The sequence below is a fragment of the Halomonas sp. AOP43-D1-4 genome (assembly GCF_052446175.1).
Classification (GTDB): Bacteria; Pseudomonadota; Gammaproteobacteria; order Pseudomonadales; family Halomonadaceae; genus Vreelandella; species Vreelandella citrativorans.
The window spans coordinates 46,324-68,694 of sequence record NZ_JBQSVY010000007.1; the positions used below are offsets into that span (position 1 = coordinate 46,324).

Genomic DNA, 22,371 nt, shown 5'->3' on the forward strand with positions numbered 1-22,371 from the left:
CAGCAGCCAAAGTTGCTACAATTGGAAAAACCGCAAATCTTTATTGCTGTAGGCGCAACTCAATGGATCTCAATGCATTACGCGTTTTCGAGCGCGTTGCCGCGACCGGCAGCTTTACCGCCACGGCTCGTCATTTTCATCGCGCGGTGTCGTCTATCTCGCGCCAAATTGCGTCCCTGGAAGAAGCGTTGGGTCAGCAACTGCTCTATCGGCACACGCGGGCAGTGACGCTGACCGAAGCCGGTGAGCGCTACTATCAAGACGTGCGAGGCATCCTTGAACAGCTCGACCTGGCGACCGAAGCGCTGACAGCGCCAAATGCTGAGCCTTCCGGTGTGCTGCGCTTAAACGCGCCGGTCGCCTTTGGTCAGCGTCAAATCATGCCTATTCTGCATCGCTTTCAGCGGCGCTACCCGGCGGTCAACGTCGAGTTAATGCTGACCGATCAACTCACTGACCCAGTACGCGAGGGCATTGATATCACCTTTCGCGTAGGTGAGCTTGCTGACACTACGCTGGTGGCACGCCGCTTGGCCCCGATGAATTACGTGGTGGCCGCCGCGCCGAGCTATTTGCACAATGCAGGCACGCCGAATACGCCTGATGACCTGGCTCAGCACAGCTGCCTACTTTACCAGGGTGAAATGGGTCGCCAGCGCTGGTACTTCCACCACCCCGAACAGCGCCAACCGCTGACCTGCAAGGTGGATGGCCCGCTTTGTAGCAATGATGCCGAAAGCCTGGTACAAGCAGCGCTCATGGGGCACGGGCTTGTCATGTTTCCGACTTGGCTAATCGCCGATGAATTGGCCTCGGGAAAACTGCTACCCGTGCTTGAAGCGTGGCGCTGCGAGGTGGCCCCCGGCAGGCGCGATATTCATGTACTGTACGCACAGCGTCGCCTGCATACGCGAAAGGTAAGCGCCTTTTTGGATCATCTGTTTGACATGGTGGGTCCAGCTCCCGCGTGGGATAACTGGCGCGAAAGACGCCTGCCCGATGAACGTACTTAGTGGCAACACTTAGCGAACGTACGTATCGAAAGCGCTTAGCGAATGCACGTAGCGTTGAACCACGCGATTTTCACACCTTCTTGATGAATAGCTAATTTAGTCGTTTATCTATATAACTACGCCCACTCTCTTATACGAGTTCCTTTTGATGTTTCACTTCATCGTTGCCATACCCTGCCTGATGGTTATTGTCCGTTTTCTGGCACCGCTGCGTTGGCCGTTATGGGTCAAGATTGCCCTTAGCGCGTTACTGCTGCTCGTGTCACAGCATCACCTGCTGACGTTTTTGGCCTTTGGCAGCATGTTTTCCCCCGAGGTACCCAGAAGTATGGTGCTGATGATCAACTGGCTGTTCGGCACCGTTCTTTTCCTGGCGCTGTTACAACTCATCGTTGATGCGGTAACACTTCTTTTAATGGCAGCAAAAAGGCGGCGACTTAAAATCCCAGCCTCGTTACGTTATGCGATCGGGATCATCGCGCTGGCAATCGCAGCCTTTGGGGTCAACCAGGCAGTACGCGTACCGCCCATGAAGGAGGTTGAAGTAACCATTACAGGGCTGCCCACGCAGTTTGACGGGTATCAAATTATTCATTTAACCGACCTGCATATCAGCCGGTTATTTGAGGCGCCATGGGTTAAAGCAGTGGTCACCAAAACCAACGCCTTGGCACCTGATTTAATCGTGATTACCGGCGACCTGATCGACGGCGACCTTGAAACCCGACGGATGGATGTAGCACCGCTTCAAGCGCTTTCGGCGCCGGATGGCGTTTATGCAAGCCCCGGCAACCATGAATATTACTTTGGGTACGAGCAGTGGATGGCACATTACCAATCACTTGGTATGCAGACGCTGGCCAATCAACATGCTGTGATCACACGAGACGACGCCCACCTGGTACTTGCTGGCATCACCGATTTAAGGGCGCCGCGCACCGGCTGGCCTGCACCGGATGTAGACGAAGCAATCGCAGGCGCCCCCGCTAGCGCGCCGATTATCCTGCTCGACCACCAGCCTTTTGATGCCGCCAGGGCAGCTGCCGCTGGGGTTGATGTGCAGCTTTCCGGCCACACCCACGGCGGCATGATTTGGGGGTTTGATCGTATTGTGGCCTTGGCCAATAACGGCTTTGTCTCGGGCTTTTACGATGTTGACGGAATGACGCTTTACGTCAATAACGGTACCGGCCTCTGGCCTGGCTTTGCACTGCGCTTAGGCAAGCCTTCAGAACTCACCCGCATTACGCTGCGTCAGGGGTAAGCGCCAAGGGTAAGGGCCCACTGCCGTATTTCAGGGTAGGCGCGCTGTTCGAATACGCCAAAGCCATCAAGGCTTCGCGCCTTGAGCGGTGTAAACACCGGCATACTCAGGCCGCACAAAAAATGGGCTAGCCGCTGGCTGTTGGGAGGCTGGCCCGTTTGCGCCGTATGGCGCTCAATAAAGGGCGCGGTGTAACGGCTGAAATCGGCGTCTGCCAGTGCCGGTAAAGACGGCGCGGCGGGCAGTTGAACGCGATGCCCATAGCAGACCGAGCAGTGCCCGCACCGGCTGTCGTCGTTTGCGCTTAACGTGGTATCGCCAAAGTGCTCGGTTAAACGCCGAGTCAGGCATGTATCGGACTCAAAGAGCGCCAGCATCGCTTGTAGCCGCTCAATCTCGCTTTGCTCGCGCACTAAACACTCGTCATATAGCTGGCTCGCCAGCCTCTCAAGGCTGAATGCCGGCTGGCGAACGTCATACACATCGGTCATTCGTTTGCCTTCCAGCGTCAGCCAGCCTTTGTCCTGAAAGTACTCAAGAGCGGTGATCACGCGGGCGCGGGAGGCATCAATCTGCTGCGCCTGCCCAGCCGCATGTAGCCGTTCAAAATCCACGCTCCCCCAAGTGCGAGCGATGGGGATGTTGTCGACCAGCAGGCGGACAAAGATCGCCCGTTCGCCTTGAAAGCGCGCGACCAGCGCCTCGGGCTCAGTGTGATAACGCAGCCGGTATTCCGCCAGAAAGGCAAAGCGCGGTGCAATAATGCCGTGCATTTCCAGCCGTACGAGCAGGGTTTTCAGCGGCAGCAGGCGAATATTGGTATCGCGTGACAACACATTGAGCAGCACTTCCCATTGGCGCTCGGGCGTCGCACCGGCGGCGGCGATCTCCTCAAGCAAGCGCACAATGCCCACGTATTCCGGCGTATCGCCATACACAAAGTTTTCCAGCACGCGCAGGCCATCGCGCCCTGCCATGGTCAGGCAAGTGGAAGGTAAGCCATCGCGCCCTGCCCGGCCGATCTCCTGGCTATAGTTCTCGATGGATTTGGGCAGGTCAAAGTGCACGACGTTGCGAATATTGCCTTTGTCGATGCCCATGCCAAACGCAATGGTAGCCACGATGCACGGCGACTCCCCGCTCATAAACTGGCGCTGAATCTCATCCCGGCGCGATGAATCCAGCCCCGCGTGATACGCCTGAGCGTTGATTCCCTGGGCAACCAAGGCGCTGGCTACCTGTTCAGCAGTTTGCTGCAAGGTGACATAAATGATGCTGGGCGCTTCATTGCCCGGCTGCATTTGGGGTTTTAGCCAATCAACCAGATGCTGCTGGCGGCTACCCGCCACTGGGTGCACCAGTAATTCAAGATTGGGCCGGTAGAAGCCGGAGGTAATCACATTGTTTGGATCAATGGCGAATTTCTCGCCCATGTCGGCGATCACCGCAGGCGTGGCCGTGGCGGTCAGCAGCAACACTTGAGGGATTGCGAACTCGCGCTGGTACTCGGGTAACTTGAGATAGTCCGGGCGAAAGTTATGCCCCCATTCAGACAGGCAGTGGGCTTCATCGACCACTAACAGCGAAATATTTACCTGGCGCAGAAAATTCCGGAAACGCTCGTTCTTGAGCCGCTCCACCGACACCATGAGAATCTTCAACTCGCCGCTTCTGGCGCGCTCCATCACATCACGCACGGTGTCGCGGCTCTGGGTAGAATCAATAGTGGCCGCCGCCACGCCATGCCGGGTTAAAAAGGCCAGCTGGTCCTGCATCAGCGCTAAAAGCGGCGACACCACCAGCGTTAAATGGGGTAGATGCAGCGCGGGCAGCTGGTAACACAGTGACTTCCCCGCACCGGTGGCGAAGATAGCCGCCGTGGAGTGGCCCTTTAACACCCGGGAGACCACGGCCTGCTGGCCGCCGCGAAAGTCATCAAAACCGAATACGTCTTTCAGCGTTTGTTGCGGCGTCGGTGAGGACATATAGCTTCCTGATGGTGACGTACTGGAATAAGCGGCGGCTTTTCAGCCTGAATTAGCCATCTGCTCTGCTCAAAGAGTGCTCTAAAACGCCTTTTCAAGCGCAAAGCGTGGTTGGGTCTGGCCCTCTTTAGTAACGGTCTCGGCAAACATTTCAAGCGGGCGCACCCACAGCCCGTACTCACCATAAAGGGCGCGGTAGATCACCAGTGGCTCTTCGGTTTCGCTGTGGTGGGCAGTGCCAACCACTTCATAAAGTGCGCCTTTATAGTGGCGGTAAATACCGGGAACGGGGGCGGTCATTGGATTTCCTTCTGAGTGGCTGGCTGGTTGGCTTTTTTAGCCAGGCGTTCGAGCACTTTGGAGGCTGCGACAAAGCCGAACGTGCCGGTGACGAACGTGGCCGCGCCGAAGCCCGAGGCGCAGTCCAATCGAGTGGCATCGCCACTGCCGGGCTTTTGTAGGCACACTTCACCGTCGCTACCGGGATACACCAGCTGCTCGTCGGAGTAAACACACTCGACCGAGAAGCGCCGCTTGGGGTTGCGCGAGAAGTTGTAATCCCGACGCAGGCGCGAGCGCACTTTGGATAACAGCGGGTCGTGCTCGGTACGGGTTAAGTCGGCCACTTGAATACGTGTGGGGTCGGTTTGCCCACCGGCGGCACCGGTCACGGTAATCGGGATTTTACGCCGCTTGCACCAGGCAATCAGCGCGGCCTTGGCGATAACGCTGTCGATGGCATCCACTACATGGTCGGCGTCCTCGGGAATGCGCTCGGCCAGGTTCGTGGGGGTGACAAATGCCGTGTCAGCGACGATGTCGATGTCAGGCGCAATCAGGCGACAGCGTTCCGCCAGCACATCCACTTTAGGTTTACCGATAGTGCCATCCAACGCGTGCAACTGACGGTTGACGTTGGAGACACACACATCGTCCAGGTCGATCAAGGTAAGCTTACCAATACCTGAGCGCGCTAGCGCCTCCACTGTCCAGCTACCTACGCCACCTACGCCCACCACCACCACATGCGCATGGCGAAACGCGGTAGCCGCGCGCTGCCCGTAAAGGCGCCGAATACCGCCAAACCGTAACTCATAGTCGTTAGGAGCAGAGTCGTTAGAAACATAGTCGTTAGAAACATGGTCGTTAGAAGCCGTGCCAGCAGAGGCTGGCACAGCACTTGCCGGGGCAACCGGTGGATGTGAAGGCGTAGTAGACATGGCAAGCTCTTTTTAAAGCGTTTGAAGGGCAGAAGGCGCTGTCAGCGGCGGTGTCCGCACGCTGTCCAACGGCAGGTGGCCTGCCCAGCCTAAATGATGGAATAAGGCGGTCATGGTGTCATCCAGGGCACAGGTTAGCGCAACCCGTTTAGCCCGCACGGGATGATCAAAGGCTAAATGGGTAGCCGCCAGCAACAAGCGTGGCGCATTCAGTTGGTCGGCAAAAAAGCGATTGTGGACGCTTTTACCGTGCTTAGCATCACCAATGATGGGGTAACCGCGCCGGGATAAATGGCGGCGAATTTGATGGCGGCGCCCGGTAAGCGGGCGCGCCTCCATAAGCGAATAACGGGCTACTGGGTAGCGGTCGACCTGAACGGGAAGCTCAACACTGTCCAGGCGGCGTATATCGGTCATGGCGGGCATCGCAGGCATTTCTGCTTTAGGCCGCGAGCCATCCTCTTCACGTAGCGGATAGTCCAGACGCGCCTCATCAGGTGCTTTGCCACGCACCACCGCCAGGTAGCGCTTTTCGACCTGGCGTTCACTAAACGCTTCGCTTAAAAGCCCGGCGACAGTCGAGGAGAGGGCAAACACAATAACGCCCGACGTCGGCCGGTCCAGCCGGTGCACAGGATAAACGCGTTTGCCTATCTGATCACGCAGCTGCTGCAACAAAAACTGCGTTTCACCCCGTGCCAGCGCCGAGCGGTGTACTAAAAGCCCGGCGGGCTTATGCACGGCGACAAGGTGCTCATCCTGATAGAGGATTCTAAGCGGCAACATAGCACTTCCTGGGTAAAAACGAGGCGCTATTGTCGCGGCTGGGCAGGCTGATGTCATCCGTAACGTTAGGTTAAAGCTAGCCAACCAGCGTTGGCAACATGGGGACTCGGCAACTACCTTGTAAAGGCACCCCTTCGGGGGCTTCCACGGAACAGGAAAGGAGAACGAACCATGCGTTATTCAGCTCCGCTCACCGGTATCGCCGCAGCCCTGCTACTGGCCACTACCGCTAGTGCTCAAACCAATGAGAGCGAATCGCTTGAAGTGAATATGCACGAGGTAACGTCCGAAGGTGTAAACGATGCGCTCGGTACCGTGACGATTGAAAGCTCCGAACTCGGAGGTGTGTTACTGACGCCCTCCATCACCAGTCTAGAGCCAGGTATTTATGGTTTCCACCTGCACCAGAACCCCAGCTGCGAACCGGCCGAAAACGATGACGGCGAAATGACCGCTGCCCAGGCCGCCGGCGGCCACTACGACCCGGACAATACCGATACTCATCAGGGTCCTTATGGCGAAGGCCATTTGGGTGACCTGCCGGTACTGACCGTCAACGACGATGGGGAAGCGAACCTGCCCGTGCTGGCACCTCGGCTGAGCATGGACGACATAACAGACCGCGCCCTGATTATTCATGAGGGCGGCGACACGTATGAAGACGAGCCACACTTGGGTGGCGGTGGTGCGCGCATGCTCTGCGGTGTGACACCTTCATAACGCGCTTACGTTTTGCAAGAAGATGACCGGGCAGCCTAAGGCTGCCCGTTTTCATATTGATGTGTGTCATTACGCTCAGTGGGCCACTAAAGTCTTAAAGCGGTTTGCTTAACGACACTGTACATTCTGCCAACTAATCAGCGCCCTAGCTGATTTTTCATCTGTCGTCTTTCATTATCCCCTGACCACTGAGTGCCCAACATGATTACCTTTATCGTCTCGATACTGCTGTTAATCGTGGGTTATTTTACCTACGGTAAATTCGTTGAACGGGTCTTTGTCACTGATCGCAAGCGTCAAACGCCTGCCTATAGTATGCGTGACAACATCGACTACGTACCGATGAACACAACGCGTAACTCGCTTATCCAACTACTTAATATTGCCGGTGTCGGGCCCATTTTTGGCCCTATTCTTGGCGCACTTTACGGTCCGGTCGCCTTCGTCTGGATCGTAGTTGGGTGTATTTTTGCCGGTGCGGTGCATGATTATCTAACGGGCATGATCTCGATTCGCAACCACGGCGCTCACCTGCCTCAACTGGCGGGCAAGTTCCTGGGTAAAGTCATGAAGCACGTGGTTAATGGCTTTGCGATTTTACTACTGCTGCTGGTGGGTACCGTATTTGTCACCTCCCCCGCCGCGCTGCTGGACAATATGACGCCGATATCACTTACCCTGATTATTATGGCGATTTTTGTCTACTACCTGATTGCGACACTACTACCGATTGATAAGGTGATCGGCCGCATCTACCCCTACTTTGGTGCGCTGTTATTGTTCAGCGCAGCGGGTATCGGCATTGGCATGATCGTGACGGGCGCGCCGATTCCTGAGCTTTCGTTCCAAAATATGCATCCCGAAGGCGCACCTATCTTCCCGCTACTGTTCTTAACGATTTCTTGCGGCGCGCTTTCGGGTTTTCATGCCACGCAAACGCCCATTATTTCTCGCACCACTCAGAACGAAACTAACGGGCGCAAAATCTTTTACGGCATGATGATCACCGAAGGCATTATCGCCATGATCTGGGCAGCAGCAGCCATGAGCCTGTTCCACGGTGACCAAAGCCTTTCTAACGTGTTGGCAGCGGGCGGTCCTGCGGCCGTGGTAAGCGAAGTATCCACCACCATGCTTGGCGCCGTCGGCGGCACGCTGGCGGTACTGGGCGTTATCGTTCTTCCGATCACTTCTGGCGACACCGCGTTTCGTAGCGCACGCATGATCATTGCCGACTACCTGAAAATTGATCAGCGCCCGATCGTTAAGCGTCTGCTAATCGCCGTACCTCTGTTTGTTGTGTCGTACGCACTCACCCACATGGACTTCACGCTACTGTGGCGTTACTTCTCTTGGGCAAACCAGACCACCGCCGTGATCGCGCTATGGGTCGCCACGATGTATCTGGTGCTATCGCGCAAACCGTACCTGATTACGTCAATTCCGGCGGTCTTCATGACCATGGCTACCTTTACCTATATCGCCTATGCGCCGATTGGTTTTGGCCTGCCACTGCAGGTGAGCTATGTGGTGGCGGCACTGGGTACGCTGGTGTGCATCGCCCTGTTTATGAAGCGTGTACGTCGTTTAAGCCGCGCGACCTTTACGGTCGATGAGCCTGCCACGAACTTTAGCGAAGACGTTCTCGCGGCCTCCTCCAAATAAATCCATCCCCCGGGCAGCCTGCTGCCCGGTATGCATTAAGCGCTGCACCGTCAGCGCTTTTTTTGTGTCTATCCTTTTGTCATCTCTGCTACATTTTTCATCACTCCCGCACCTGCTCTTTCTATTACTCTCTTTCTATTACTCTCTTTCTATTACTCTCTTCCTCTGCCCCCGGATTTTATTACGGCATATTGTCGACCTCATAGAAAACGTTATATCATAACCATTAATAGCGATTTAATGGCCTGATTTGAGATGTTGGCAATGTGCAGCGACCCCGTTTTATCCGTGCGTAATCTGCGCATTCAAATTGACCAACAGCCGGTGGTTGATGGCCTCTCCTTTGACGTGATGGCCGATGAGCGCGTATGCCTATTGGGCGCATCGGGGTCGGGAAAATCATTTACCGCGAAAGCGGTGTTAGGGCTTTTACCGCCTAATGCTCAGGTACAGGGAAGCATTCGCCTTCTTGGCCAGGACGTTATTCACACCCCTGCTGCACAGCGGCGCAATGAAACCCGCGTATCCATGGTGTTTCAGGATTCGCTTTCGGCGCTCAACCCGCTGGTGACTATCGGCTCCCAGCTGCGCGAGCCCTTCACGCGCCACCACGGCTTATCGCGTAAAGCGGCCATGCAGGCCGTTATTGCGTTACTGGAAGCGATGGGGCTTCCTGACCCTCAGCGGTTGATTAAACGCACGCCTGCCGAGCTTTCCGGTGGTCAACGCCAGCGCGTGTGTATCGCGCTTGCCATGGCCTGTAAAACCTCGTTGCTCGTTGCTGATGAGCCTACGACCGCACTGGATGTCGTCACCCAGGCGCAGGTACTCCGCGCCCTGCGCGAACATACCGGCAAAACGGCCACGTCTCTGCTGTTTATCACTCACGACCTTCACGCCGCCGCTCAGCTGTGCCAACGCGCGGTGGTTATCGAGCGCGGCGTCATGATTGAAAGCGGTGAGCTGGATACGCTGATTACTGCCCCACAACACCGCTTTACTCAAGAGTTAGTGGCCGCGGCACACAGCGTACAGCCAGCCGAGTTCACGAGCGTGGCCGAACCTCTATCCGTTGATTACTTAAAGAGCGCCTGATGCAAAGCCCCCTACCGTTTAGTCGTCAGGAAGCACTCGTGGGTAGAGAAGCATTTATATCGGCACGCGGGCTTAATAAAAGCGTCACGCTGCCACGTGAGGTGTTTTGGCGAGCAGGTGAGCGTAAGCACATCATCAACAATGTTGACCTTACACTTTACCCCGGCGAACGTGTGGGGCTGGTGGGCTTGTCCGGCTCGGGTAAAACCACCCTACTACGCTCGCTTCTAGCCATTGAAGCGCCTGATAGTGGGTCAATTACCTGCCAACATAAAGTAGTGCGCCCCGCGTCCACGGCCCGCCTGCGCTGGTACCGCCAAGCGGTTCAGTATATTCCCCAGGATCCGGCTTCTTCGCTTGACCCGCGAATGAGCGTGCGCGCACTGGTTGCTGAGCCGCTGATTCGCCTTCAGGTGAAGTGCGACCCGATTGAGCGCGCCCAGGAAGCGCTTGAGCACGTGGGGTTGGGCACTTCATTCCTGGACCGCAAACCCCATGAGCTTTCTGGCGGCCAGGCGCAGCGGGTAGCCATTGCCCGAGCCATCGCTACCCGCCCGCGCTTTTTACTGGCCGACGAGCCGCTTAGCGGGCTTGACCTGCCGGTGCGCGCCCAGGTGATTAACGTGCTGAAGCGGCTTTGCGATGAGAACGGCACAGGCCTGCTGATGGTGTCCCACGATTTATCCGTGGTCGCCAACCTTTGCAAGCGCACCCTGGTAATGGACGACGGCAGGATTGTTGAAGACCGCCCTACCACAGAGCTTTGGCGCACACCTCGCCATCCCATCACGCTTGATTTGATCAAGGCCGTCTCTCAACTGCCTACCTGCGCTTACCCGCACTGTCGTCCGACGGACGTGGGGGCGCTTGTATAGCGGGCTTATAAACAACCTATCCGCGACGAATAATCCGTTTCGCCAACATGGCGTCCAAGCGTTTGCTTACGAACGTTTGGCGGCTGTTGTTAACGTCTACTTCTGTTCCTGACATGGAGACTCCCCAATGCTACGCCACAAGTTTCGCCTATCGTTACCCGCTGTCCTGGCCGCGCCTTTTCTACTCGCTGGCTGCTTTGATAATCAGCGTGATGAAACCTCTGCCTCACCAGACGCCGACGAGCGAATTAGCGTCGCGATGCTTCAGCCGCCGCGTTCAGGGTTGAGTCCGTTATCCGACGACGCGTTTAAACTATCGCGCTGGAGTAACGCTGAAACTCTGGTTCGTCTGGATACCAACAGTGACCCGCAGCCGTTCCTGGCGACCGAGTGGGAGCAAGTGGACGATCAAACGTGGCGCTTTGTGATTCGTGACGGTGTGGTTTTCCACGACGGCACCGAGCTGACCGCCAACGACGTCGTGAACTCCCTGACAGCCGCCACTCAAGCAGCCCCCAAGCCGCGTATTCTGGACGGCGTCAACATGACCATTGAAGCCGATGGCGACAATGCCGTGCTGGTGCGTACCGAGAAAGCCGACCCACTAATTGCCAACCGGCTTTCCAGCCCGCAGCTGGCGATTCTAGCCGCTAGCGCCTATGGCGACGATGGCCGAGTAAATCCCATCGAAGCAGGCACCGGCCCTTTTGTTTTGAAAGAGATCAATGGCACCACCAGCGCCACGCTTGACCGGTTTGATGATTACTGGGGCGAGCCCGCCGCCATTGCTGGTATCGATGCGGATTATGTCTCCGACGGTACGGCGCGCGCCGCTGCCCTGAGAACCGGCACCGCCGATGCGGTAGAAGCCATTCCGGTATCGCAAGTGGCGCTGCTGGACCAGGCGCTGGTGCACGAAGTGCCCATGCCGCGCACCAACACGCTGTATTTGAACACCCAATCAGGCCCCATGGCGGACCCCGGCCTGCGAGCGGCCGCGCGTGAAGCGATTGATCGCTCGGCCATTGTGAAGACCGTTTACGAAGGTCGTGCCGATATTGCCGAAGGTCTACTGGGTCCGGCACTGGCCTGGGCAAGCGACTACCGCACCTCAATAGACGACCGTACCGCGCCTGCCGCACCAGAGGGCATCGAAATCACTCTGGCGACCTTTACTGATCGCGCTGAGCTGCCGGAAGTCGCCGTCCTGCTTGAGCAGCAGTTGACCCAGGCTGGCTTCAAGGTGACGCAGGAAGTACGCGAGTACGCGCATATTGAATCCGACGCGTTAGCCGGTGAGTTTGATGCCTTTATCCTGTCGCGTGCCACTGTGCTGGATTCTGGCGACCCGGTGGCCTACATGTACAGCGACTTCGCCTGCGAAGGCTCTTTCAATATCGCCCAGCTTTGCGACCCGGCCGTTGATGAGGCGCTTGCCAACGCTTCACAGCAGCCCACCGGTGAAGCACGCCGCCAAGCGATTATCGACGCTGAAGCCGCTATTCTGCGCACCGATGCGGCGATCCCGATGCTCCACGAGCGGGTCATTCAGGGGGAATCAGCACGGGTTAGCAACGCCGAACGCGACCCGCGTGAACGCATGCTGATCACCGAAAAAACCGCTATCGATACTGATAGCGAGTCCTGAAGGCGCGCCACGCATGATTAACGCAACATCACAGCCCCTGTGGCGCCGCTTACGCATCGAGCCGTTTATTCCCCTGTTGTCACGCCTAGTGACACTGGCAGGCGTTGTGGTTCTGGTGGGGCTACTGCCTTGGCTTTCAGGCCGCGACCCGGCGCTCAGCATCTTGCGGGCGCGTTCTGCCGAACAGGAGGCAACACCAGAAGCACTGGCGGCCATTCGTGCTCAGTTGGGCCTGGAATCCGGGCCGCTGGAGATGCTGAAGCACTGGCTGCTGGGGCTTTTGCAGGGTGATGCAGGTAACTCATGGATTTCAGGCGCGCCGGTGCTGCCCGGCCTGCTAAAAAGCGCACAGGTATCCTTGCTGCTAATGAGCTTTGCTATGCTGGTGGCGGTGGTTACCGCAACGCTTATTTGCCTGCCAGTGGTGCGGCAAGGTTTGCGTGGCCAGATTAGCCGCTCGCCTGGCACCGTGGGCGCGGCATTAACGGCCCTGCCGGAGTTTCTACTCGCCTCGTTGCTTCTGGTAGTGTTTGCCGCCTGGCTTAACTGGCTGCCGCCCTATGGCTGGCGCGGCTTGAGCTACGCGGTGCTTCCCGCATTGGCGCTGGGGCTTCCCGCAGGCGGCTTGCTGGGCCGCTTGTTCAGCGATGGCCTCTCGGCCACCTTTACCGAGCGTTGGGTGGCCACCTGGAGTGTGGCGGGCTTCTCTCATCGCCGTATTACGCTCTCCGTTCTGCGCCGTACGCTGCCAAGCCTTATGCCCCAGGTGGGTATGGTCATGGTCGGCCTAACCGGCGGTGCGATAGCCGTTGAGCAGGTGTTTTCGATTCCGGGCCTTGGCCGGGCAACGCTGGGAGCGGCATCAGCCCAGGACATGCCTGCACTGCAAACCGGCATTCTTATTCTGCTGGTGATTGCGATTGTGCTGGGCAGCCTTGCCAATATTGGCCGCGCGCTGCTGCTCGGCCGGGCATTTAGGCTGGGCGCACTGCCCGTGACCCACACCGAGCAAAGCGTATCGCGGCGAGCGTGGATCGTCCCGAGCGTCGCGGTTCTTCTGCTATGTGTGCTAGTGATTGCAGGCATTACCCGCGACCCGTTTAGTTCGGCCTTTATGCGCCTGGAAACACCCAGCCTTGGCTTGCCGCTAGGGGCGGACGGCACTGGGCGCGATATTCTGGCCCGCGTGGCCCATGGTGCGCTCTCCACGATTGGCATGGCGGTTGCGGTAGTATTTTTCACGCTGATATTGGGGCTCTTGATTGGCCTGGCACCCAAGCTTGCCACCGGCCCCATAGAGATTACCAAGGCAACGCCGCCCACCATTGCGGGTCTTATCGTCGCCGGTTTGATGGGCCCCAGCACCAGCGGCGCCGTTATTGCGGTTACCGCGGTGGCCTGGGCCCCCCTGGCGGCGCATACAGCAGCGCTGGTCGCCGAGGCAAAAGCCCAGCCCCACGTGCGCATAACGCCCCTTCTAGGAGTGGGGCAGCTGCGCTTGATGGGCCGCTATATTCTTCCTGCGGTGATTGGCCCGGTATTTCGCCACGCCATGCTGCGCTTACCTGGGGTTGCGCTGGCGCTTGCGGCACTGGGCTTTTTGGGTCTGGGGCCACGGCCACCTTCGCCAGAGTGGGGGTTAGTGCTGGCAGAAGGTATGCCGTACATTGAGCGTGCGCCCTGGGCGGTGCTGATTCCTGCGCTGGCGCTGGTGCTGCTCTCGGTACTGGCGGTATCGCTTTCAAGTTTTGTGGGGTCAAGCAAGCCCGCCCGTTAGGCAATAGCACTCATGACAGGCAAAAAAATGCCCCCGACACTGTCGGGGGCATTTTTGTGAGCGGTCGTCAATAAGTGCTGGGCTAGCGCTTACTCGTGGTCGCCCGCCAGCTGCATTTGGCGCAGCATGTAGTTCTGAATACCGACCTGCTCAATCAACTTCAACTCGGTTTCGATATGGTCAATGTGCTCTTCTTCATCGGCGAGCAGGTCACGCAGCAAATCACGTGAAACGTAGTCTTTAACGCTTTCACAATACGTGATGGCTTCGATGTAGTCGTTACGGCCGTCGTGCTCAATACGCAGATCGCTTTCGAGCATCTCTTTAACATTTTCGCCAATGTGCAGCTTGCCCAAGTCCTGAAGATTAGGAATACCTTCCAGGAACAGGATGCGCTCAATGAGCTTATCGGCGTGCTGCATCTCTTCAATGGACTCGTCATATTCCCATTTGGCGAGTGCTTTTAGGCCCCAATCCTTGTACATCTTGGCGTGCAAGAAGTACTGATTGATAGCGATAAGCTCGTTACCTAACGCTTTGTTGAGATGCTGAATTACCTGGGGATCACCTTTCATGACGTCACCTTTTCGTTGTAATGCTGAGAGTTCATCTAAGCAATCAAACAGTTACGTTAACAAAGGAGTATAGGCCACGCAAAGGCATACTCCCAGCTTTCTGAGAGTATAAAGAAGAGATCAAAAAATTCAAACAAATCAGTTATTTGCTAACGATAACTCTAACAAGAGTGATTCGCGTCATACGGCGTAAGCGAGACTCATATCGGCTTCCAAACGGGCATTTTGTACCGCTTCACGCGTTAGCGATTTAGCCATACAAGCGCACTTGCCGCACTGGGTCGCACAGCCGGTGGCTTCACGTACTTCTCGCCAGCTGCGCGCTCCGTCGCTCACCTGCTGACGTATCTGATGATCGGTTACTCCCTTGCACACGCAAACGTACATGGCGACACCTCATTAATCACATGAGGTGAATGTAAATGATTCGCATATATCTTTGCAAGTAAAAAAAGATGCTCTTTAGCAGTGATTGCCCTTAGCATTTAGCTTTTATTATTCAATTCAGATTGTTAGTTATTTAGTTGCGAAACACCTAATACGAATTTTGCCCACGGAAACCTCTGATTAACGTAATGAGCACACTCGTTAGTCAGAGGTTTTCTGGCGTTTCGGTACTATTACCGTGCAAGTATGAGAGGCGATATCTGGCCAGCTGCGCCGCTGCTTATCGACAAGCACCCACCCATAGCCCATGCCCAGCGCCGCCAGCGAAAGCCAAGCCGTGACACAGCGAACAAGGCCTTGCTTAAGGGTGATTTTTTGCCCGCTCGGTGCTTGCACGCGCAGGTGCCATGCCTGCATACCCAGCGTCATGCCGCTACGAGACCAGAAAAAGCAGAAGAAAAAAGTGACGGAGACCAGTAACAGCGCGCGCAGGCTCCAAACCGATAGCGCAGAAGCCCCCACGGCTTCAACGGGCTGCCCCAACACCAGTCGAAAAAAAGCCAGATGGACGATTGTTACGGTCAGCCAGAGCGCCACTACCAACACACTGTCGTAGAGCAGAGCCCCCAGGCGGCGACCTAAACCAGCGCCCATGACGTCAGCCATTACGGCGCAGGAAGTAAACCCCAACAGCAGCGCAGGCGAGTGTTGGCACCAGCACTGCCCATACGGGCGAAAACCCAAAGATCGTCGACGCAGGCGCAAGCAGATCCTGCATATATTTAAATGACAGCCCGGTCACGACGCCATAAAAGACGCGAGTCCCTGCCGCTACAGTACGCAGCGGGCCAAACACGAAGGACGCCGCTATCAATACCAGCGATCCCATGGTGAGGGGCATTAAGACTTTTTGCCAAAAGTACAACAGCGGTTGATCCGCCGTTAAGCCTTGCTCTTGAAGGTAGCGTGAATACGCCCATAGCTCGCTGGGTGCCTGACTATCGACCGAGCGCAGCAGCCGCTCTAACTGCACCGGCGTAATCTGTGTTTCCCAAACAGCACTGGCCTGATAGTCGGATTCAGTGCGGTCATCATAGATACGTGTCGTGGTGATGTTTGCAAGCCGCCAGGCGCCCTCTTCCCAGTGCGCCCGGTCAGCGTGGGTGGCTTCCACCAGGCGGCGCCCATCAAACCGGTAGCGGGTTAAATCAAGCACGACCTCATCGGCCCGTATGGCACCAAATCGGTAAACGCTGTCGTCTTCAAACTGCCAGCCGCTACGGCTGGCGGGTTGAGCGCTTTCCCCCTGGCGCTGCTCAAGCCGCCACGCTTCGGCAAACTGCTCGGTGCGCGGGCTTACAAACTCAGCAACCAGTAGCACGGCCACAACCACCAGCAACACCGGTTTCATCACGCCCCAAACGATGCGCGCCAGCGAACGACCTGAAGCACGCATCACGGTCAGCTCGTTGCTGGAAGCCATACTTCCCAAGCCAATGAGCGCGCCTATCAGTACCGCTACGGGCGCGTATTGATAAAACCGCCAAGGCACGCGCATCAGCAGATAGAGAAACACATCAAGCGCGGTAAAATTCCCTTGTACATCGCTCAGGTCGCCAATGTAGGCAATGGTGATATCCAGCCCCAGCAGGACGAACTGCACAACGATAATTGCCCCCAGCACGTTGCGAGCGATGTAACGATCCAGACGATCAGCCAGCATTAGCGCATCCCCTTACGTTGTGAGCGCCACAAAAGCAGCAAACCGAGGCCTAAAAACAAGAGATGCACGGGCCAAACGCCAACCAATGGCGAGAGCTTTCCACTGCCAATCGCATCGACCGCTGCAAGCAGTAAGCTCAAATAAGCCACATACAAAAACACCGCCGGTAGTAGCTTGGCAAACCGGCCCTGGCGTGGGTTCACCCGAGAAAGCGGCTGGGCGATGAGCGCTAATACAAAGACCATGAACGGCAAACCGGTACGCCACTGAAACTGCGCCTGGGCGCGTGGGTTAGGGTCATCCCAAAGCGCCGCGGTGGTAGCGTACTCAATAGAATCAAACTCCTGAAGGCCGCGACTTAACCCCAGGCGCATCGTATAGCGTTCAAACGTTAGCCGCTGGGCATCCTGCTGTCCCGGCACCACACCGTAACGCTCGCCATTTTCCAATACTAAAAAGCGGCTGCCCGTTTCAGCGCGCGTTTCCTGATACCCCGAACCGGCCCGAGTAACAAAGCTATGTGGGTTTTCTGTATTAGGCCGTTCATGAACCAACACCTCCTGCATCTCGGTGCCGTCGCTGCTGAAATCGCTGATATAAGCGGTACGCCCACCACCGAAATCCTGGAATCGCCCGGGCGCCAGTACCGATACATCCAACCGGCTGCGCTGCTCTTCAAGCGTTGCTGCCGTTTGCAACGCCCCGGCGGGGGTTAGCCACAAGCTACAAAAGCCCACCAGCACCGCCACTACCGAGGCGGGCAGCAACGTTACCCGCAACAGCTGCAGAGGGCTCATGCCGCAGGCCACCATTACGGTGATTTCGCTGTTCATGTACATTTGGCCATAGGCCAGCAGGATGCCCAGAAAAAACGCAAGCGGCAGCACCAGTTCCATAAAGCCAGGTAGATGAAACACCATCAAGCTACCCAGAATGGTAACGGGGATATCTCCCTCCGCCGCGTCAGAGAAGTAACGAATAAAACGACTGCCCATAATGACCAGCAGTAAGATCCCTGCCACAGCCGACATGGTGAGTAACACTTCGCGAGTTAAGTACCGAAATAAAATCAATGCCCTCTCCGGCTAATCGTGCAGGATGCCATGCAATGCGCCCATGGCTTGGGTACACTAACCCAACACCCAGTACGGGGCATTATCCCGAATCCCTCGATGCTTGTCTTGTTGGAGACGTTATGGAATTTTCCGTTCAGACCGCCAATCCGGCCAAAACCGAAACGGCTTGTCTCGTCATCCCCATGTTTAAAGGTAGCGACTTGTTGCCCACGGCCGCCAGCCTGGACGACGCCAGTGAACGTTTAATCGGTCAGTTGCTTGAGCGCGGCGATTTCGATCCTGCTCTTGGCAACGTACAGATGATTCCTTTCGCGCCGGGGCTTTGCGCAGAACGGCTTTTGTTAGTAGGCCTCGGAGAGCGCGAAAAGTGCCAGGAAGGCGCCTTTTTAAAAGCGCTGGATGCGGCCATGGTGGCGCTGACCAAGCTGCCCGTCGACGAAGCAAGCATCGCGTTTAATGATGTTCCTCTTGAAAGCCGCGACAGCAGCTGGAAAGCGCGTAAGGTGCTGGAGGCCGCAGAACGCGCGGTTTACCGCTTTGACCAGTTTAAGTCGCAGCCAGCGCCTTTAGCACGCTTTAACGCACTCACGCTGTTTAGCGAGCCTGAAAACGCGACGCTTACCCAACAAGGCGCCCAGATTGGCACAGCGATTGGCCAAGGCATCAACTACGCCCGCACGTTGGGCAATTTACCGGGCAATGTGTGCACGCCAAGCTACCTGGCCCAACAGGCCGAGCAGTTGGGCAAGACGTCCAACGGCGCGTTAGAGGTGGACATTCTCGACGAAGAGGCGCTGGATGCCCTCGGCGCTGGCTCACTACTGTCGGTTGGCCGTGGCAGCCACGAACCTACGCGCTTGATTGTCATGAAGTACAACGGTGCGACGGAGAGTGAAGAAGCCCCCCACGTCCTGGTAGGCAAAGGGATCACGTTTGATACCGGCGGCATTTCGCTGAAACCCGGCGAAGGCATGGACGAAATGAAATTCGACATGTGCGGCGCCGCCAGCGTATTCGGCACCGTGAAGACCATGCTTGCGCTCAAGCCCAAGCTCAACCTGGTATTTATTGTCGCCGCCGCAGAAAACATGCCCGATGGCCTTGCCACCAAGCCTGGCGATATTATTAAAACGCTGAAAGGTCTAACGGTTGAAGTGCTTAATACTGATGCCGAAGGCCGCTTGGTACTGTGCGACGCACTGACCTACGCCGAGCGCTTTAAACCAGCAAGCGTTGTCGATATCGCCACGCTAACAGGCGCGGTAATTGTTGGCCTGGGCCACCACGCGACGGGCCTGCTCTCCAACGATGACGACCTGGCGCTCGATTTGCTGGAAGCCGGTGAAGCCTCCTGGGACCGCGCCTGGCATTTACCCTTGTGGGATGAGTACCAGGAGCAGTTGGAATCCAACTTTGCCGACCTGGCCAATATTGGCGGGCGCCCGGCAGGTACGATTACCGCCGCGTGCTTTTTATCGCGCTTTGCCGATCATTTCCCATGGGCGCACCTGGATATCGCCGGTACCGCCTGGCACTCGGGCAAACAGAAAGGCGCCACCGGCCGCCCGGTTGGCCTGCTTTCCCAGTACCTGCTAGACCGTGAAGCCGACGGCCAGGTAGAAATCAGCGCCAACTAATCGCACGGATCGTGCGCTCAATGGTTGCCTTTGAGTGCCACAACCGTTAAATCTGGAAGTATTAGCGTGTGCTCTATCGTTTATGGCACGCGCTACGCTAACGACACGCTTATATCGCCCTTCGGGGCCTGGCTCTAGCGGAGAAAACACGCCGTGCCCACTAGCTCTACGACTCGTTTTGAAATCCTGCCGTCCAATCAGCCAACGGCCGACAGCATTCGTGACAACATCCTGACCAACCCAGGTTTTGGCAAGCACTTCACCGACCACATGGTCAATATCCGCTGGACGGTCGATGCCGACTGGCACGGCCATCAGGTACGCCCCTACGGCCCGCTGACGCTCGACCCGGCCGCATCGGTCCTGCATTACGGCCAGGAAATTTTTGAAGGCATCAAAGCCTACCGCCATGCCGATGGCTCGGTCTGGACCTTCCGCCCGGAGAAAAACGCCGAGCGCTTCCGCCGCAGCGCCCGCCGCCTGGCACTGCCAGAACTCTCCGATGAAGACTTCATTGGCTCCATCAAGGCGCTGCTGGCTCAGGACACGACCTGGGTGCCCACGCCGTCAAGCGATGCCGACGAATGCAGCCTTTACCTTCGCCCGTTCATGATCGCTTCAGAAGCCTTTTTAGGCGTACGCCCGGCTCACGAAGTCGACTACTACGTGATCGCTTCTCCGGCAGCGTCTTACTTTAAAGGCGGCATCAGCCCGGTTTCCATTTGGCTCTCCTCGCACTACAAACGGGCAGCCCCAGGCGGCACCGGCTTTGCCAAGTGCGGCGGTAACTACGCAGCCTCATTGGCCGCGCAAAAAGAGGCCGAAGCTCACGGCTGTGGCCAAGTGGCCTTCCTTGACGCTGAGGAAAGCAAATGGGTTGAAGAGCTGGGCGGCATGAACCTGTTCTTTGTTTTCAAGGATGGACGCTTGGTGACGCCACGCTTAACCGACACCATTCTGGAAGGCGTTACCCGCAACTCGGTGCTCACACTTGCGAAAGACGAAGGTTTAACCCCCGAAGAGCGCCCAATCAGCATTGACGAGTGGCGCGAAAGCGCGGCGTCCGGCGAGATTACCGAAGTGTTCGCCTGCGGAACCGCGGCAGTCATCACTCCGGTGGGCGAGCTGGTGACGGAAAATGAGCGTATTCGCCTGAACGGCGACGGTGGCAACGAAGTGGCCATGCGCATTCGTAAAAAGCTGCTCGACGTGCAGTACGGGCGCAGTGAAGACAAACACGGCTGGCTCACCCGGTTGGTGTAATGCCTCCCTCCGCCGCCAGCCCTGGCGGCGGCACTGTTTTAAACGCGTTTTGAAAGAGCTGGAGCCGCTATGGCGCGCATCGATTTTTATATCCTCCCGGATACCACCCTGGAAGCGCGTTTGGCATTCGCCTGTAAGCTGGCCGAAACCATTTGGCGTAAGGGTTACCGGCTACACCTTCACTGCGAAGACAAGGCCTTGGCCGAGCAGGCTGACGCAGCCCTGTGGAATTTTCGCGAAGACGCCTACCTGCCCCACGCGCTTGAAGACAGTGAAATGGCGGCCAGCGTACCGATAACGCTGGGCTGGCAAACCCTGCCTACGCCCAAAGCAGAAACCGCGCTTCTCAATCTGCACCCCGATATTCCTGATGGCGTTGAGCGCTATGCGCGCGTTGCCGAAATTATCAACCAGCATCAACACGTTCTGGTCGCCAAACGCGCCTGCTGGCAGCGCTATAAAGAACTGGGCCACGAAGTGGTGCCGCATAAGCTTGGGTAATGCCAGAGCTCCGCGAAAGCGCCCAATCAACCCCCGAAGAACATAATTCAGGTCTTGTTGATCGAAAGGATCAAACGATATGAGCCAGCCCTCAACTCAGGATTCAATACTCCTGCCTGAGCTTCGCCAATTAATCGACATAGCAAGAGAGCGGGCAGCAATATCCGTCAATGCTGAATTAACGCTTCTCTATTGGCAATTAGGCAACCGCATTCATCGGGAAATTCTGAGGCAAGAGCGGGCCGGTTATGGTGAGCAAATTGTCTCTTCACTGGGGAGACAATTAACGAGTGAGTACGGCCGTGGATTTTCGGCAAAGAATCTACGCCATATGATCCGCTTCGCCGAGACATTTCCTGAAGAGAAGAAAGTCTCCGCACTGCGGAGACAGTTAAGCTGGACCCATATAAAAAGCCTGATTTATCTCGACGATTCGCTCAAGCGCGATTTTTATATCGAGCTATCTCAGCTTGAAGGCTGGTCGTCCCGTCAGTTACAGCAGCGCATCCAGTCAATGTTATTTGAGCGAACCGCTATTTCCCGCAAGCCGGATGAAACCATTCATCATGAGTTACAAAACCTGCGCAACGCTGGCCAACCCTCACCACAGCTACTGTTGAAAGATCCTTATGTGCTGGATTTTCTCGGCTTAAATGATCGTTACCTGGAGCGAGATCTGGAAGACGCTATCCTTCGCGAGATTGAGCAGTTTCTTCTGGAGCTGGGCGCAGGATTTACGTTTGTGGCGCGCCAAAAGCGCATTCAGATTGATGACGAGGATTTCTACATTGATTTGCTGTTTTACAACCGCAAGCTTAAGCGGTTGGTAGCGATCGACCTTAAACTGGGGCGCTTCAAGGCTGAATTTAAAGGCCAGATGGAGCTTTATCTGCGCTGGCTGGCTAAACATGAGCAAGAAGCTGATGAAAATCCGCCGCTAGGAATCATTCTCTGTGCCGGTAAGCAACAGGAACAGATTGAACTGCTGGAGCTAGATAACAGCGGTATTCACGTGGCGGAATACCTGACCGTCCTACCATCCCGCGAGGCCTTGCAGGCCAAACTGCATCAATCTATTGAAAGCGCTCGGGCTCGCTTATCGAGCGAACAGGAGTAGTTCTTTTTGGATACTCAGTTTTAACAACAATAACTCAACGCACG

21 protein-coding genes are annotated in these 22,371 nt (G+C 56.6%); 12 read left to right on the forward strand and 9 right to left on the reverse strand.

Translation table 11 applies throughout. The features are described from left to right. Nucleotides 1–62: 62 nt before the first annotated feature. Nucleotides 63–1,013, forward strand: coding sequence for a LysR substrate-binding domain-containing protein (locus ACT3RQ_RS09005; RefSeq protein ID WP_444639772.1), 951 nt, complete (start codon nt 63–65; stop codon nt 1,011–1,013). A 148-nt stretch (nt 1,014–1,161) separates the two neighbouring features. Then, entirely contained in the window at nt 1,162–2,277 is a 1,116-nt protein-coding gene (locus ACT3RQ_RS09010; protein ID WP_444639771.1) for a metallophosphoesterase, read from the forward strand. Here ACT3RQ_RS09010 and ACT3RQ_RS09015 read toward each other — a convergent pair. The 4 genes from ACT3RQ_RS09015 to ACT3RQ_RS09030 form a co-directional block, all read right to left on the reverse strand. Beyond that, nucleotides 2,268–4,262 (reverse strand): RecQ family ATP-dependent DNA helicase, encoded by a 1,995-nt coding sequence (locus ACT3RQ_RS09015; RefSeq protein ID WP_444639769.1) that lies wholly within the window; start codon nt 4,260–4,262, stop codon nt 2,268–2,270. The two genes, ACT3RQ_RS09010 and ACT3RQ_RS09015, sit on opposite strands and share 10 nt — an antisense overlap. An 81-nt stretch (nt 4,263–4,343) precedes the next feature. Then, entirely contained in the window at nt 4,344–4,562 is a 219-nt protein-coding gene (locus ACT3RQ_RS09020) for a DUF1653 domain-containing protein (protein WP_444639767.1), read from the reverse strand. Next, nucleotides 4,559–5,482, reverse strand: coding sequence for a tRNA cyclic N6-threonylcarbamoyladenosine(37) synthase TcdA (gene tcdA, locus ACT3RQ_RS09025; RefSeq protein WP_444621820.1), 924 nt, complete (start codon nt 5,480–5,482; stop codon nt 4,559–4,561). Before tcdA ends, ACT3RQ_RS09020 begins: the two co-directional genes overlap by 4 nt. A gap of 12 nt (nt 5,483–5,494) precedes the next feature. Next, nucleotides 5,495–6,268, reverse strand: coding sequence for a pseudouridine synthase (locus tag ACT3RQ_RS09030; RefSeq protein WP_444621819.1), 774 nt, complete (start codon nt 6,266–6,268; stop codon nt 5,495–5,497). Between the two features lie 171 nt (nt 6,269–6,439). Between ACT3RQ_RS09030 and sodC the strand changes: the two genes are divergently transcribed. The 6 genes from sodC (at nt 6,440) to ACT3RQ_RS09060 (ending at nt 14,048) form a co-directional block, all read left to right on the forward strand. Then, nucleotides 6,440–6,988, forward strand: coding sequence for a superoxide dismutase [Cu-Zn] SodC (sodC, locus tag ACT3RQ_RS09035; protein ID WP_444621818.1), 549 nt, complete (start codon nt 6,440–6,442; stop codon nt 6,986–6,988). A 201-nt stretch (nt 6,989–7,189) separates the two neighbouring features. Continuing rightward, the gene (locus ACT3RQ_RS09040; RefSeq protein WP_444621817.1) at nt 7,190–8,653 is read left to right on the forward strand and encodes a carbon starvation CstA family protein; all 1,464 of its coding nucleotides are present in this window, start codon (nt 7,190–7,192) and stop codon (nt 8,651–8,653) included. A gap of 264 nt (nt 8,654–8,917) precedes the next feature. Then, nucleotides 8,918–9,748 carry an ABC transporter ATP-binding protein gene (locus tag ACT3RQ_RS09045; RefSeq protein ID WP_193055423.1) on the forward strand — a complete coding sequence of 277 codons (831 nt, stop codon included), beginning with the start codon at nt 8,918–8,920 and terminating at the stop codon, nt 9,746–9,748. After that, nucleotides 9,748–10,623 (forward strand): ABC transporter ATP-binding protein, encoded by an 876-nt coding sequence (locus ACT3RQ_RS09050; protein WP_444621816.1) that lies wholly within the window; start codon nt 9,748–9,750, stop codon nt 10,621–10,623. The genes ACT3RQ_RS09045 and ACT3RQ_RS09050 overlap by 1 nt, the downstream gene beginning before the upstream one ends. 127 nt (nt 10,624–10,750) lie before the next feature. Continuing rightward, the gene (locus tag ACT3RQ_RS09055; protein ID WP_444621815.1) at nt 10,751–12,271 is read left to right on the forward strand and encodes an ABC transporter substrate-binding protein; all 1,521 of its coding nucleotides are present in this window, start codon (nt 10,751–10,753) and stop codon (nt 12,269–12,271) included. A 13-nt stretch (nt 12,272–12,284) separates the two neighbouring features. Next, the gene (locus tag ACT3RQ_RS09060) at nt 12,285–14,048 is read left to right on the forward strand and encodes an ABC transporter permease subunit (protein ID WP_193056462.1); all 1,764 of its coding nucleotides are present in this window, start codon (nt 12,285–12,287) and stop codon (nt 14,046–14,048) included. Between the two features lie 89 nt (nt 14,049–14,137). Here the strand turns inward: ACT3RQ_RS09060 and bfr are convergent, their stop codons facing one another. The 5 genes from bfr to lptF form a co-directional block, all read right to left on the reverse strand. Further along, nucleotides 14,138–14,623 (reverse strand): bacterioferritin, encoded by a 486-nt coding sequence (gene bfr / locus ACT3RQ_RS09065; protein ID WP_172118571.1) that lies wholly within the window; start codon nt 14,621–14,623, stop codon nt 14,138–14,140. A gap of 180 nt (nt 14,624–14,803) precedes the next feature. Then, on the reverse strand, nt 14,804–15,010 hold the full coding sequence (locus tag ACT3RQ_RS09070) for a bacterioferritin-associated ferredoxin (protein WP_087109929.1): 207 nt from the start codon (nt 15,008–15,010) through the stop codon (nt 14,804–14,806). 201 nt (nt 15,011–15,211) lie between these two features. Beyond that, a complete protein-coding gene (locus ACT3RQ_RS09075) occupies nt 15,212–15,676 on the reverse strand; it encodes an RDD family protein (protein WP_444621814.1) in 465 nt (154 codons plus the stop codon). Beyond that, nucleotides 15,669–16,733 carry an LPS export ABC transporter permease LptG gene (gene lptG / locus ACT3RQ_RS09080; RefSeq protein WP_444621813.1) on the reverse strand — a complete coding sequence of 355 codons (1,065 nt, stop codon included), beginning with the start codon at nt 16,731–16,733 and terminating at the stop codon, nt 15,669–15,671. Before lptG ends, ACT3RQ_RS09075 begins: the two co-directional genes overlap by 8 nt. After that, nucleotides 16,733–17,806 (reverse strand): LPS export ABC transporter permease LptF, encoded by a 1,074-nt coding sequence (gene lptF, locus ACT3RQ_RS09085; protein WP_444621812.1) that lies wholly within the window; start codon nt 17,804–17,806, stop codon nt 16,733–16,735. Before lptF ends, lptG begins: the two co-directional genes overlap by 1 nt. Nucleotides 17,807–17,928: 122 nt before the next feature. Here lptF and ACT3RQ_RS09090 point away from each other — a divergent pair, with 122 nt between their 5' ends. The 4 genes from ACT3RQ_RS09090 (at nt 17,929) to ACT3RQ_RS09105 (ending at nt 22,327) form a co-directional block, all read left to right on the forward strand. After that, on the forward strand, nt 17,929–19,446 hold the full coding sequence (locus ACT3RQ_RS09090) for a leucyl aminopeptidase (protein WP_444621811.1): 1,518 nt from the start codon (nt 17,929–17,931) through the stop codon (nt 19,444–19,446). Nucleotides 19,447–19,599: 153 nt separating this feature from the next. Continuing rightward, a complete protein-coding gene (locus tag ACT3RQ_RS09095; RefSeq protein ID WP_193056458.1) occupies nt 19,600–20,709 on the forward strand; it encodes a branched-chain amino acid aminotransferase in 1,110 nt (369 codons plus the stop codon). 69 nt (nt 20,710–20,778) lie between these two features. Next, entirely contained in the window at nt 20,779–21,210 is a 432-nt protein-coding gene (locus ACT3RQ_RS09100) for a DNA polymerase III subunit chi (RefSeq protein ID WP_441677904.1), read from the forward strand. A gap of 79 nt (nt 21,211–21,289) precedes the next feature. Further along, nucleotides 21,290–22,327, forward strand: a complete 1,038-nt coding sequence (locus ACT3RQ_RS09105; protein ID WP_172118565.1) for a PDDEXK nuclease domain-containing protein — start codon at nt 21,290–21,292, stop codon at nt 22,325–22,327. Nucleotides 22,328–22,371 lie beyond the last annotated feature (44 nt).